Annotated in this window: 12 protein-coding genes; 9 read left to right on the forward strand and 3 right to left on the reverse strand. The window is 42.2% G+C overall.

All coding sequences use genetic code 11. The features are described from left to right. Positions 1-17 precede the first annotated feature (17 nt). Positions 18-1,202: a CDF family manganese efflux transporter MntE gene (mntE, locus tag D8852_RS03430; protein WP_125424617.1), complete on the reverse strand. Its 1,185-nt coding sequence runs from the start codon at positions 1,200-1,202 to the stop codon at positions 18-20. A gap of 306 nt (positions 1,203-1,508) precedes the next feature. Here mntE and D8852_RS03435 point away from each other — a divergent pair, with 306 nt between their 5' ends. The 4 genes from D8852_RS03435 to yaaA all read left to right on the forward strand — a co-directional run bounded on the left by D8852_RS03435 (position 1,509) and on the right by yaaA (position 7,132). After that, positions 1,509-4,205, forward strand: a complete 2,697-nt coding sequence (locus D8852_RS03435; protein ID WP_125424618.1) for a cation-translocating P-type ATPase — start codon at positions 1,509-1,511, stop codon at positions 4,203-4,205. Between the two features lie 104 nt (positions 4,206-4,309). After that, complete coding sequence (locus tag D8852_RS03440) at positions 4,310-4,720, forward strand: peptide deformylase (RefSeq protein ID WP_125424619.1); 411 nt, start codon at positions 4,310-4,312, stop codon at positions 4,718-4,720. Between the two features lie 11 nt (positions 4,721-4,731). Then, a complete protein-coding gene (locus D8852_RS03445; RefSeq protein WP_125424620.1) occupies positions 4,732-6,327 on the forward strand; it encodes a hypothetical protein in 1,596 nt (531 codons plus the stop codon). Between the two features lie 76 nt (positions 6,328-6,403). After that, the gene (gene yaaA / locus D8852_RS03450; protein WP_125424621.1) at positions 6,404-7,132 is read left to right on the forward strand and encodes a peroxide stress protein YaaA; all 729 of its coding nucleotides are present in this window, start codon (positions 6,404-6,406) and stop codon (positions 7,130-7,132) included. Positions 7,133-7,163: 31 nt separating this feature from the next. Here the strand turns inward: yaaA and D8852_RS03455 are convergent, their stop codons facing one another. Together D8852_RS03455 and D8852_RS03460 are read right to left on the reverse strand one after the other, a co-directional pair. Next, positions 7,164-7,712 (reverse strand): NAD(P)H-dependent oxidoreductase, encoded by a 549-nt coding sequence (locus tag D8852_RS03455; RefSeq protein ID WP_049520458.1) that lies wholly within the window; start codon positions 7,710-7,712, stop codon positions 7,164-7,166. Between the two features lie 91 nt (positions 7,713-7,803). Beyond that, on the reverse strand, positions 7,804-8,250 hold the full coding sequence (locus tag D8852_RS03460) for a MarR family winged helix-turn-helix transcriptional regulator (protein ID WP_084974935.1): 447 nt from the start codon (positions 8,248-8,250) through the stop codon (positions 7,804-7,806). A 118-nt stretch (positions 8,251-8,368) separates the two neighbouring features. Here D8852_RS03460 and D8852_RS03465 point away from each other — a divergent pair, with 118 nt between their 5' ends. The 5 genes from D8852_RS03465 to rpsF all read left to right on the forward strand — a co-directional run bounded on the left by D8852_RS03465 (position 8,369) and on the right by rpsF (position 13,282). Then, positions 8,369-8,845 carry a DUF5590 domain-containing protein gene (locus D8852_RS03465; RefSeq protein ID WP_125424622.1) on the forward strand — a complete coding sequence of 159 codons (477 nt, stop codon included), beginning with the start codon at positions 8,369-8,371 and terminating at the stop codon, positions 8,843-8,845. A 9-nt stretch (positions 8,846-8,854) separates the two neighbouring features. Then, positions 8,855-10,033 (forward strand): pyridoxal phosphate-dependent aminotransferase, encoded by a 1,179-nt coding sequence (locus D8852_RS03470; protein ID WP_125424623.1) that lies wholly within the window; start codon positions 8,855-8,857, stop codon positions 10,031-10,033. Positions 10,034-10,181: 148 nt separating this feature from the next. Next, positions 10,182-11,525, forward strand: a complete 1,344-nt coding sequence (gene asnS / locus D8852_RS03475) for an asparagine--tRNA ligase (RefSeq protein WP_084926082.1) — start codon at positions 10,182-10,184, stop codon at positions 11,523-11,525. A gap of 125 nt (positions 11,526-11,650) precedes the next feature. Then, positions 11,651-12,859 (forward strand): MFS transporter, encoded by a 1,209-nt coding sequence (locus D8852_RS03480; RefSeq protein ID WP_125424624.1) that lies wholly within the window; start codon positions 11,651-11,653, stop codon positions 12,857-12,859. Positions 12,860-12,991: 132 nt separating this feature from the next. Next, the gene (gene rpsF / locus D8852_RS03485) at positions 12,992-13,282 is read left to right on the forward strand and encodes a 30S ribosomal protein S6 (RefSeq protein WP_001151782.1); all 291 of its coding nucleotides are present in this window, start codon (positions 12,992-12,994) and stop codon (positions 13,280-13,282) included. Positions 13,283-13,289 lie beyond the last annotated feature (7 nt).

Here is a 13,289-nt window from a genome sequence, read left to right on the forward strand (position 1 = left end):
GCAATGACAGGATTTTTCTATTCTTTTTTTGTTTCCTGATGGAAGATGTTTTGCCAAGTTTCATGGCGACGCCAGATACTGGTATGGACGATACCATCTAGCTCATAGCAAATGAGTTTGGTTTTCTGACTAATGGAGGTAATCTGAATGTCCTTAATCGCAGCACTAAGTTCTTTTTCAGACTTATAAGCCTCTTTATCCATCTGCTCTCCATCTTGACGGATATAGAGAAAGTCCTCAGCAAGGAGTTCTTCTAGCTGATTTCCTTGGTCAATCAATTGCTCACGCATGAGCAGTTTTTTATAGACATTGTCTAAAATCTCGTCCTCAGGTATGGGAGCTGGCTCGATATGGACATCGGTATCAAAGACTCCAAAACGCTCTTCCAGCATGGACTCGACCTGGTCCGCAATCTCATGACTTTCATAGACTGATAGGTCAGGATTCATTTCCAGGGTGATATCAAGGTAGATATTGCTACCGTAGGTCCGCCCTCTTTGGGACTTGACCTTACTAATCTTTGGAATCTCCATGATGGCCTTTTGGTAGTCCTCTAGCAGACGGTCATCAAAACCATCTGAAAGACTGAAGGAAGACTCGATAAAGATATCATAGGCTGTTTTTAAGATAAAGAAGGTGATGATGATAGCGACCAATTTATCCACGATAGGGTAATTGAAACTGCTGGCTAAGATAGCAATGGAAGTCCCAAGCGAGGTGACAGCATCGGAAAGATTGTCCTTAGCAGCTGCTTTGAGAGCCTTGGATTTGGATTTCTTACTGAGGCGTGTATTGTAGAGATAGACCACAAACATAATCGCTGCAGAAATGATTCCTAGAGTTGCACCCAGAGGATCAATGGGTGTTTGTTCCCGACTAAGGATTTTCTGAATGGTGTCCCGAAGTACATCAAAACCAACATAGAACATGATGATGGAAGTAATCAAGCTAGCCAAATCTTCAATCTTCCAGTGACCAAAGCTATGGTCACGGTCTGCAGGTTGGCGGGCCATCCGAATCCCAATCAAGAGAGCAACATTTCCAATAATATCGGATACGTTGTTGAAACCATCTGCCACCAAACTGGAAGAATGCAGGAGGTGACCAGTTGCCAATTTTGCTGCAGACAAGAGGAGGTAGGTCGAAATGCTGATAATGGCTCCACGTTCTGCCAATTTGAGATTTGACATGGATTGGTTCATCGGGCTTCCTTTCTAGTCATATAGTATTCTACCATTATACTGGTTTTCAAGGGAAAATTCAAATTTAGTCTTGTTTCATCTGATTTAAACCCTTGAAAATTGTTCAAATTTTGATATAATAGTACTACTCAAGGGAGTAGCTGGCAGAAACCTGTGATAGTGTCGTCATTCCGAATTGTATACTGAAAAGTATGTTTTCCGGCACTATCTTAAACAGCGAGACTTGTTATGATTAACAGGTCTCTTTTTGTTTGTCATAAAACTAAAAGAGAACTTGTTTTGCACACAATGTCAAGGAGGAGACACATGTCAAAAGAACAAAAACGCCAAGCGTTTTACACTCAGAGTCCTGAAGAGGTCTTGAAGTCAGTTGAAGCAACTGAACAAGGTCTCTCGTCTAGCGAAGCGCAGAAACGCCTAGCTGAATATGGACGCAATGAACTGGAAGAGGGTGAGAAAAAATCTCTCCTAGTCAAGTTTATTGAGCAATTTAAGGATTTGATGATTATCATCCTAATTGCTGCGGCTATCTTGTCCGTCATAACTTCTGGTGGGGAAGATATCGCAGATGCCATCATTATCCTTGCCGTGGTTATCATCAACGCTGCCTTTGGTGTTTACCAAGAAGGAAAAGCAGAAGAAGCCATCGAAGCCCTCAAGTCTATGTCTAGTCCAGCTGCTCGCGTTCTTCGTGATGGGCACATGGCTGAGATTGATTCCAAAGAATTGGTGCCAGGTGATATCGTAGCTCTCGAAGCTGGTGATGTAGTGCCAGCAGACCTACGTTTGCTAGAAGCTAATTCTCTTAAAATCGAAGAAGCAGCTTTAACAGGCGAGTCTGTTCCAGTTGAAAAAGACTTGACAGTCGAGCTCGCTGCAGATGCTGGTATTGGTGACCGTGTCAATATGGCCTTTCAAAACTCAAATGTGACTTATGGTCGTGGTCTTGGTGTTGTTGTCAATACAGGTATGTACACTGAAGTGGGTCATATCGCTGGCATGCTCCAAGATGCGGATGAGACGGATACACCTCTCAAACAAAACTTGAACAACCTTTCTAAGGTCTTGACGTACGCTATCTTGGTCATTGCCCTTGTTACTTTTGTTGTTGGTGTCTTCATTCAAGGAAAAAATCCACTTGGTGAGTTGATGACCTCTGTTGCGCTTGCTGTTGCAGCCATTCCAGAAGGACTCCCAGCTATCGTAACCATCGTTCTTGCCCTTGGTACTCAAGTTTTGGCCAAACGAAACTCTATCGTTCGTAAGTTACCAGCAGTTGAAACGCTTGGTTCGACTGAAATCATCGCTTCTGATAAGACTGGTACGCTTACCATGAACAAGATGACAGTCGAGAAAGTCTTCTATGACGCAGTCCTACATGACTCAGCTGATGACATTGAACTTGGCTTGGACATGCCACTACTTCGTTCAGTTGTCTTGGCCAACGATACCAAGATTGATGCTGAAGGAAACCTGATCGGGGATCCAACGGAAACAGCCTTCATCCAGTATGCCTTGGACAAGGGTTACGATGTTAAAGGATTTTTAGAGCAATATCCTCGTGTAGCTGAGTTACCATTTGACTCAGATCGTAAACTCATGTCAACGGTTCATCCATTACCAGATGGTAAATTCCTCGTAGCAGTCAAGGGGGCTCCAGATCAACTTTTGAAACGTTGTGTTGCTCGTGATAAGGCTGGAGATGTTGCTCCGATTGATGAGAAAGTTAATGACTTAATTCACACAAACAACTCTGAAATGGCTCACCAAGCCTTGCGTGTTCTTGCGGGTGCTTATAAGATTGTAGACAGCATTCCAGAAAACCTGACTTCTGAAGAGCTTGAAAACAACTTGATCTTTACTGGATTGATTGGAATGATTGACCCTGAACGTGCCGAAGCAGCAGAAGCTGTTCGTGTCGCTAAGGAAGCGGGAATCCGTCCAATCATGATCACTGGTGACCACCAAGATACAGCGGAAGCCATTGCCAAACGTTTGGGAATCATCGATGAAAATGACTCGGAAGACCATGTCTTGACTGGTGCTGAACTCAACGAACTTTCAGATGAAGAATTTGAAAAAGTCGTTGGTCAATACTCTGTCTACGCGCGTGTATCTCCAGAACACAAGGTTCGTATCGTCAAGGCTTGGCAAAAACAAGGTAAGGTTGTTGCTATGACAGGTGACGGTGTTAATGATGCGCCAGCTCTGAAAACAGCCGATATCGGTATCGGTATGGGAATCACTGGTACAGAGGTTTCTAAGGGGGCTTCTGACATGATTCTTGCAGATGATAACTTTGCGACCATTATCGTCGCAGTTGAAGAAGGACGCAAGGTCTTCTCAAACATTCAAAAGACTATTCAGTACTTACTTTCTGCCAATACTGCTGAAGTATTAACTATCTTCTTATCAACCTTGTTTGGTTGGGACGTCTTGCAGCCAGTTCATCTCTTGTGGATCAACTTGGTAACCGATACCTTCCCAGCTATCGCTCTTGGTGTTGAACCTGCTGAGCCAGGTGTTATGACCCACAAACCTCGTGGACGTAAGTCAAGCTTCTTCTCAGGTGGTGTTTTGAGTTCTATCATCTATCAAGGTGTACTCCAAGCAGCTATTGTTATGAGTGTTTATGGACTTGCAATTGCTTACCCAGTTCATGTGGGTGACAATCATGCCATTCATGCGGATGCCCTTACTATGGCCTTTGCAACCCTTGGTTTGATTCAACTATTCCATGCCTACAATGTCAAGTCTGTTTACCAATCCATCTTGACAGTTGGACCATTCAAGTCTAAGACCTTCAACTGGTCTATCTTGGTATCCTTCATTCTTCTTATGGCAACAATCGTTGTAGAACCGCTTGAAGGTATCTTCCACGTAACCAAACTAGACTTGTCACAATGGGCCATTGTTCTGGCTGGAAGCTTCTCAATGATACTTATCGTCGAAATCGTCAAGTTTGTTCAACGCAAACTTGGTCTTGATAAGAATGCGATTTAAAAAGAAAGTCATCTTCGGATGGCTTTTTTTGCATTTGAGGAGAATGGTTAGAAGTTATCCTCTTTTGTGCTATAATAAAGTAAAATAGCAAGGAGTGAAAGAGAATGGAAAAGAAAATTGTCCGAGATGTCTTATTTTTGTCGCAAGTTTCGAAATCTGCAAGTCAAGAAGATCTTTATCTGGCTAGAGATCTGCAGGATACCCTGCTTGCCAATCGCGAGACCTGTGTCGGTCTGGCGGCTAATATGATTGGGGTGCAGAAGCGTGTCATTATCTTTAATCTTGGCTTGATTCCTATGGTCATGTTTAATCCCGTTCTCCTTTCCTTTAATGGACCTTACGAGACAGAGGAAGGTTGTTTGTCTTTGACTGGGGTGCGACTGACGACTCGTTATGAAACGATTACGGTGTCCTATCGCGATAGCAAGTGGCAGGATCAGACCATTACGTTAACAGGTTTTCCAGCTCAGATCTGTCAACATGAACTGGATCATTTGGAAGGACGGATTATTTAGGAGGAATTCAGATGAAACGCATACTATTTGAACTTGTTTTTATCGCAACGACATGGTATATCTTTTTGCCACCCTTCAATCTGACTAGTTGGGAATTCATCTTCTTTCTCTGTGGGCATCTGGTGGTGATGGGTATTTTGTTTAGTTTCCGCAAGGATACCAATCTCCTCAAGACAGTTCACCTACGCCATGGCAAGGCTGCCAAAGATCTCAATCTAGAAGGATTTCATTTTAATAAATTAGGTGGAGGATTGTTGCTGGCTGCAGGACTCATTTTTGCCCTTGCTGGTCTGGTAAGCCTAGTAACCTCTAGCTTTTTCCAAGCAAAAAATTATGCTAATGTGGTGTCTATCACAGAAAAAGATTTTAAAGATTTTCCTAAGAGTGATACCAGTAAGGTTCCAATTCTAGATCGGAGCACTGCAGAAAAGATTGGAGACCGTTATCTAGGCTCTCTGACGGATAAGGTCTCCCAGTACGTAGCAGCAGATACTTATACCCAGCTGACGGTTGATGGCAAACCTTATCGAGTGACTCCTTTGGAGTATGCCGACCCGATCAAATGGTTTAATAATCAGTCCAAGGGAATTGGCGAGTATATCAAGGTTGATATGGTGACAGGAAATGCGGAATTGGTGGATTTAAAAACGCCGATGAAGTATTCAGACTCCGAGTATTTTAATCGCGATGTCAAACGTCATCTTCGAATCAAGTACCCAACCAAGATTTTTAAAACGCCATCCTTTGAGGTGGATGATGAAGGCAATCCTTTCTATGTAGCAACCGTTTATCAAAAACAGTTTGGTCTAGGAGTTCCTCGTCCTTCATCTGTTATTATCTTGGACGCCACCAATGGAGAAACCAAGGAATACAGCTTGGATGAAGTCCCAGAATGGGTGGATCGTGTCTATCCAGCGGAAGAAACCATCGAACAAATCAACTACAACGGCAAGTATAAAGATGGCTTCTGGAATGCCTTGATTTCTAAGAAAAACGTCACCCAAACGACTGAGGGCTATAACTATCTTTCTATCGGAAATGACATCTATCTCTACACGGGGGTGACTTCAGCAAACGCTGACGAAAGTAATTTAGGTTTTATCCTTGAAAACATGCGCACTGGTGAAATCACCAAGTACAATCTAGCTTCAGCAACCGAGGAATCAGCCCGTGCTTCCGCAGAAGGAGCCGTTCAGGAGAAGGCCTACAAGGCTACCTTCCCTATTCTTGTCAATCTCAATGATAAACCGCTCTATATCATGGGCTTGAAGGACAATGCAGGCTTGGTCAAGGAGTATGCATTGGTTGATGCAGTAGAGTACCAAAACGTCATCGTAGCAGCTACGGTAGATGAACTCCTCAGCAAATATGCCAATAAAAATGACCTCGAGTTGGATAATGAAACGGTAGAAAACATTAAGGGGATCGTCTCAGACCTTAAATCAGCTGTGATTAAGGGTGATACCGTCTACTTCTTCAAAGTTGATGGCAAGATTTATAAGGTCAAGGCTTCAGTGTCAGACGACCTTCCTTACCTCGAGAATGGCCAATCTTTCGAAGGTCAAGTTGGAAAAGATAACTATCTCAAGACCTTTAAAGTCAAGTAAAAGAAACCTCGGTATGAACCGAGGTTTTTAAGATGAAATTCTTGGTCGTAGTTGAAAAATATGCTACACTAACAATATGAAAATTTTAATCCCAACAGCAAAAGAAATGAACACAGACCATCCTTGTATCGAAGCGCTCCCCTTGAGGGAAGAAAGTCAGGCAGTTCTTGATTCACTGGCGCACTACTCAGCTAGTGAATTAGAGACTTTTTATAAGGTATCTGCTGAGAAAGCAGTTGAAGAGTACGGCCATATTCAAGCTCTAAAAGATCACAGTGCTAAGAACTATCCAGCCTTGAAACTATTCGATGGTCTCATGTATCGCCACATAAAACGATATGGGTTAACCGAGGCTGAACAAACCTATCTTGAAAATCATATCCTGATTACCTCGGCTTTATACGGTGTTGTCCCCGCCTTGTCGCCCATGGCTCCTCACCGTTTGGACTTCTTGATGAAGTTAAAAGTTGCTGGTAAGACTTTAAAGAGTCATTGGAAGTCAGCCTATGATGAGGCGCTACAGGATGAGGATTTGATATTTTCACTCCTATCATCAGAGTTTGAAACCGTATTTTCGAAGGAAATCAGAGAAAAGATGGTGACCTTCAAATTTATGGAGGATAAGGCAGGCCAGTTGAAAATCCACTCAACCATTTCAAAAAAAGCCCGTGGCGCCTTTTTGACCGCCTTGATAGAGGGGCAGGTCAAAACAGTCGAACAAGCTCGCAAGCTCAGTTTTGCAGGTTTTGACTACCGACCTAATTTATCAAGTGACTTAGAACTCGTCTTTGTGAAACAAGCATAAAACCAGCTCATTCGAGCTGGTTTTTGCTAGGTTAGTTGATGGCTGCAAGAAGGTCGTCAGCTTGTTTTTCAAGTGATGAAGCAGTTGCTTCTTCTAACACCAATTTTCCGTCTGCCCAAGCAGAGTCATTGACACGAGCGGCAGTAAAGTCACCAACGACTTGTGTACGGATAAATGGCAAGAGGTCTTTATAAATAGCAAAGAGTTGTTCGTGACCGGCATTGGCTACAGATGAGACAGTAACAAACTTGTCTTGGAGGGCAGAAGCACCACGTGTATCAGACAAATCAATGGCACGAGAGAGCCAGTCAAGCAAGTTTTTCACTGTTCCAGGGATAGAGAAGTTGTAGACTGGAGAGAAAATCCAGATGGCATCCGCAGCAAGAACTGCTTCACGAGCAGCAGCTACAGCTGGATGAGTTGGAACTTCCAAATCTTGGCTGAAGAGAGGAACAGCTGAGTAATCAAGATAGCTAACTTCCGCTTTTCCGGCAAGTGCTTTTTCAGCTTCGAGTGCCATTTGGTGGTTGAAAGAACCTTGGCGAAGTGAGCCGACGATAAATAATACTTTTTTAGACATGATATGTTTCCTTTAGTTTAAAATTCAAAGAGCGAACTCTTTTGTTACCATCTATGTTACAACAAATGATACTAATTAGCAATAATTTTGCTCACAAATTTTTAAATTTTTTTAAAATGCGGATTAAGTCTTCCTTTTCGCCATCTTCCAAGATGCTGAGTGCTTCTACGATAGAATCGATATGGTCAGGAAGAATCTCTTCGATTTTTCTGCGTCCTGCAGGTGTTAATTTCAAGAAAAAAGAGCGACGATCCTTGGGGTCACAAGTTCTAGAAATCCACCCATCTCGAACCATGTTTCGAATGACAACAGTCATGTTTCCAGAAGTGGCTAGCATTTTTTCAATCAAATCCTGAATGCGCAGTTCCCCTTTGCTGTAGAGGGTTTCCAAAACTGAAAATTGAGTGGGTGTTAGCCCGTGTTCTTTGGCAGCCTTGGCTTCATATGGTTTAAAAGTTCGTATGGCCTTATTGAGGACGATAGCTGTTTTTAAATCTAATTGATTATCGGAAATTTTCTCTTTTAAATGTTGTTTCATAAGGCTATTTTATCAATAATGAGAGAGAAAAACAAGAACTGATATTTTATAGGGAAAGATTCTTAGAATGTTCCTATCTTCACTTGTAATAAAGGAGGAGAGATGGTAAAATAGACGAGTGAAACTAAGACAGAAAAAAGCAAAAAACAAGCTACTTTTACAGTATGGAATCGGCATTGCTCTGGTAGTACTAGTCATGACCACTTCCTTCCTTTATCTGATATCACTCAGCATGAAACCCTATCAAGATGCTAGGGTTGAAGGAGAAAAACTGGCCAAGCAGTACGCAGAATTGGAAAAGACAGACCAGGTTGATTTTTATAATGGACTAGAAAGCTATTACAGCGTTCTGGGGCATAATAAAAAGCAAGAGGCCATTGCCGTACTGATTGAAAAGAATGACCACAAGATCTATGTTTATCAGCTTGATAAGGGGATTTCTCAAGACAAGGCAGCGACGATTTCGAGGGAAAAAGGAGCTAGCGACATTGACAAAGTCACCTTTGGTCGCTATAAGGATAAGCCGATTTGGGAAGTTAAGTCAGGAAACCAGTACTATCTGGTCGACTTTGAAACAGGAGCAGTGATCCAATAAGGAGGACATATGAAACTATCCAAACGTGTACTAGAAATGGAAGAAAGCGTCACTCTAGCTAGTGATGCAAGAGCTAAAGCATTAAAGGCTCAGGGAAAGGATGTTCTTTTCCTAACCTTGGGACAGCCTGATTTTCATACTCCTGAAAATATTCAGAATGCAGCGGTGGAAGCGATTCGAGATGGACGAGCTTCCTTTTATACAGTTGCTTCAGGCCTACCAGAGTTAAAAGCAGCGGTTAATACCTATTTTGAACGCCATTATGGGTATTCTGTAGCAGCTAACGAGGTTACCTTTGCCACTGGTGCTAAGTTCTCTCTCTATACCTTCTTTATGGCTGTGGTCAATCCAGGTGATGAGGTCATCATTCCTACACCTTACTGGGTCAGCTATGGAGACCAGGTCAAGATGGCAGAAGGTGTGCCAGTCTTTGTCCAGGCCAAGGAAGACAATCACTTTAAAGTAACAGTAGAGCAGCTAGAAGCAGCCCGAACAGCTAAGACCAAGGTCTTGGTTCTCAATTCGCCATCTAATCCGACTGGTATGATTTACTCTCGTGAGGAACTCTTGGCTATCGGAAATTGGGCGGTTGAACATGATGTCCTTATCCTAGCAGATGATATTTACGGTCGTCTAGTTTATAATGGGAATGAATTTGTTCCAATCTCTAGTCTGTCAGAAGCTATTCGCAAGCAAACCATCGTGATTAACGGTGTATCTAAGGCCTATGCCATGACTGGTTGGCGGGTAGGTTATGCGGTGGGAAATCCTGAGATTATCGCTGCTATGAGCAAATTGACTAGTCAAACAACCTCCAACTTGACTGCTGTATCGCAATATGCTACCATTGAAGCCCTAACTGGGCCACAAGACTCTGTCGAAACCATGCGTCAAGCTTTTGAGGAACGTTTGAATACCATTTATCCACTCTTGTGCCAAGTGCCAGGATTTGAAGTTGTCAAGCCACAAGGAGCCTTCTATCTTTTCCCAAATGTTAAAAAAGCGATGGAGATGAAGGGTTATACCGATGTGACAGAGTTTACAACGGCTATTCTCGAAGAAGTTGGTCTTGCCTTGATTACAGGAGCTGGATTTGGAGCACCAGAAAATGTTCGTCTCAGTTATGCCACCGACTTGGATACCTTGAAAGAAGCTATTCGCCGTTTGCATCAATTTATGGAAAAATAAAACTCAGAATCTTCGTCATAGTGGCGAAGATTTTTGTGGCTAAAAACTTTTGAAATTTCTAGTAGAACCTAGCTATCAGAGTCTATTTGTGGTAAAATAGTGGGTAATGATGTCTTCGGACAAGATTAACGATAAAGGAAGATAGATTATGACAAAACGTGTAACGATTATCGATGTAAAAGACTACGTTGGTCAAGAAGTGACCATCGGAGCCTGGGTTGCCAACAAATCAGGAAAAGGAAAAATTGCCTTCTTGCAATTGCGTGATGGAACCGCCTTTTTCCAAGGTGTAGCCTTTAAACCAAACTTTATTGAGAAGTTCGGTGAGGAAGTTGGTCTTGAAAAATTTGAAACCATCAAACGCTTGAGCCAAGAAACGTCTGTTTATGTGACAGGGATTGTCAAAGAAGATGAACGTTCTAAGTTTGGCTATGAACTCGATATCACAGACATCGAAGTGATCGGTGAATCTCAAGACTACCCAATCACTCCAAAAGAACACGGAACAGACTTCTTAATGGACAACCGTCACTTGTGGCTACGCTCTCGTAAGCAAGTGGCTGTTATGCAAATCCGTAACGCTATCATCTATGCAACTTATGAGTTCTTTGATAAGAACGGATTCATGAAGTTTGATAGCCCAATTCTTTCAGGAAATGCGGCAGAAGACTCAACAGAACTATTTGAAACAGACTACTTTGGAACGCCAGCCTACTTGAGCCAATCAGGTCAGCTCTATCTTGAAGCGGGTGCTATGGCTCTTGGTCGTGTCTTTGACTTTGGTCCAGTATTCCGTGCTGAAAAATCAAAAACGCGCCGTCACTTGACTGAGTTTTGGATGATGGATGCGGAGTACTCATACTTGACACACGATGAGTCACTTGACTTGCAAGAAGCTTATGTTAAAGCCCTTCTTCAAGGTGTTCTTGACCGTGCACCTCAAGCCTTGGAAACCTTGGAACGTGATACAGAGCTCTTGAAACGCTACATTGCTGAGCCATTTAAACGCATCACTTACGATCAAGCCATTGACCTTTTGCAAGAGCATGAAAACGATGAAGATGCTGACTACGAGCATTTGGAACATGGCGATGACTTTGGTTCACCACACGAAACATGGATTTCAAACCACTTTGGTGTGCCAACATTTGTCATGAACTACCCAGCAGCTATCAAGGCCTTCTACATGAAACCAGTTCCTGGAAATCCAGAGCGCGTGCTTTGTGCAGACTTGCTTGCACCAGAAGGTTACGGAGAAATCATCGGTGGTTCTATGCGTGAGGAAGACTACGATGCTCTTGTGGCTAAAATGGAAGAACTTGGAATGGATCGTACAGAATATGAATTCTACCTTGACCTTCGTAAATATGGTACAGTACCACATGGTGGATTTGGTATCGGTATTGAACGTATGGTCACTTTCGCAGCAGGTACAAAACACATCCGTGAAGCCATCCCATTCCCACGTATGTTGCACCGTATCAAACCATAAAATAAATCAAAACGCCCTCAGGGCGTTTTTTCAAAGTAGAAGAAAGAAGAGGTGGAGAACATGTAAAGCACAGCTTAACAAGTGACAAACACAAAGAGACAAATACACTTGTTAAAGGAGAAACTATGTTTAAACGAAATTACCGGAAGAATATCGGTCTCATGGCTGGTGTGGAATTTTTTGCCTTTTTGGGCATTACCAGCTTTTGGATTTTATTTCTCAGTCAAAATGGGATGTCACTTTGGCAGATTGGCTTATTGGAAAGTATTTTTCATGCCACCAGTGTCATTTGTGAAATTCCCTCTGGAATGTTAGCTGACCGCTATTCCTATAAAACCAATCTGTATTTAAGTCGAATAGCTGGGATTGCGTCGTCTATGCTCATGTTACTAGGGCAAGGTAATTTTTGGATTTACGCACTCGCTATGGTGGTGAGTGCCTTGTCTTATAATTTTGATTCGGGGACGAGTGCAGCCATGGTTTATGATTCAGCCGTGGAGGCTGGATTAAAAGAGCGCTACTTATCTATCTCAAGTTTTATGTCAGGAGTCGCAGAAGGAACTCGGTCTTTAGGGACGGTTTTAGCAGGATTTTTTGTCCATGGTCAATTGCACTTGACCTACTATATCATGATTGTTACTTCTATAATCGTTCTTTTCTTAACTTGGATGCTAAAAGAGCCTAGTGTTAAAGCGCAAAAATCTGAGCGTTTAACGATGAAAAAGATTATGTTGACTGTCAAAGAGGAGTTGCAGAGAAATCCCAGTCTTTTTGGTTGGATGATTCTGTCCCAAATCATCGGAACACTGATGTGTATGTTTTATTTTTACTATCAAAATCAACTGCCTGACCTAGAAGGATGGCAGATTTCGATGGTCATGCTGATCGGCAGTGCTTTGAATATCTGGGCAGTTTATCTAGCGAGTAAGATTGGAAAGAGGTATGCAGCCTTAAAGCTCTTTCCAATTCTTGTCCTCTTGACGGGAGGAACTTATTTGCTGTCCTACTTTGCTACGCCACTGATTTATATTTTGATTTATTTGATTAGTAACGCCTTATATGCTCTTTTTCAACCGATTTTTGACAATGATTTACAAAAGCGACTCCCAAGTGAGGTACGTGCAACCATGCTAAGTGTCTACTCCATGATGTTCAGTCTGAGTATGATTGTTATTTTTCCTCTAACAGGTTGGCTGATTGATGCTCTAGGTTTTGTAGAAGCCTTCATTTACTTAGGATTCTTTTTAGTAATAGTCGGCTTTTCACTATTTTACATTTTGAAAGAGATGGCCAGAGCTTTAGAACTGAAAGAGAATGTTATTTCTAAGCAATAAAGTTATTTTTCATTTTTATCTTTTTTCTCTTGCTATCTACTAGTATTTCTAGTATAATAGTTAATTGTGAGCAAACCTCACTTACCCCTTGCAATGACTAGGGGTCATTAGACCAAAAGGAGGAACATATCAATGGCTAAATACGAAATTCTTTATATCATTCGTCCAAACATTGAAGAAGAAGCGAAAAACGCTTTGGTAGCACGTTTTGACTCTATCTTGACTGACAACGGTGCAACTGTTGTTGAATCAAAATCATGGGAAAAACGTCGCCTTGCATACGAAATCCAAGATTTCCGTGAAGGACTTTACCACATCGTTAACGTTGAAGCAAACGATGACGCAGCTCTTAAAGAGTTTGACCGTCTTTCAAAAATCAACGCTGACATTCTTCGTCACATGATCGTCAAACTTGACGCGTAAGAAGGTA

Origin of the sequence: Streptococcus mitis (genome assembly GCF_003942695.1) — a bacterium.
Classification (GTDB): Bacteria; Bacillota; Bacilli; order Lactobacillales; family Streptococcaceae; genus Streptococcus; species Streptococcus mitis_BD.

Coding starts and splice junctions, on each gene's coding strand:
- mntE (WP_125424617.1), bottom strand. CDS start 1,202: ATGAACCAATCCATGTCAAATCTCAAATTGGCAGAACGTGGAGCCATT.
- D8852_RS03435 (WP_125424618.1), top strand. CDS start 1,509: ATGTCAAAAGAACAAAAACGCCAAGCGTTTTACACTCAGAGTCCTGAA.
- D8852_RS03440 (WP_125424619.1), top strand. CDS start 4,310: ATGGAAAAGAAAATTGTCCGAGATGTCTTATTTTTGTCGCAAGTTTCG.
- D8852_RS03445 (WP_125424620.1), top strand. CDS start 4,732: ATGAAACGCATACTATTTGAACTTGTTTTTATCGCAACGACATGGTAT.
- yaaA (WP_125424621.1), top strand. CDS start 6,404: ATGAAAATTTTAATCCCAACAGCAAAAGAAATGAACACAGACCATCCT.
- D8852_RS03455 (WP_049520458.1), bottom strand. CDS start 7,712: ATGTCTAAAAAAGTATTATTTATCGTCGGCTCACTTCGCCAAGGTTCT.
- D8852_RS03460 (WP_084974935.1), bottom strand. CDS start 8,250: ATGAAACAACATTTAAAAGAGAAAATTTCCGATAATCAATTAGATTTA.
- D8852_RS03470 (WP_125424623.1), top strand. CDS start 8,855: ATGAAACTATCCAAACGTGTACTAGAAATGGAAGAAAGCGTCACTCTA.
- asnS (WP_084926082.1), top strand. CDS start 10,182: ATGACAAAACGTGTAACGATTATCGATGTAAAAGACTACGTTGGTCAA.
- D8852_RS03480 (WP_125424624.1), top strand. CDS start 11,651: ATGTTTAAACGAAATTACCGGAAGAATATCGGTCTCATGGCTGGTGTG.
- rpsF (WP_001151782.1), top strand. CDS start 12,992: ATGGCTAAATACGAAATTCTTTATATCATTCGTCCAAACATTGAAGAA.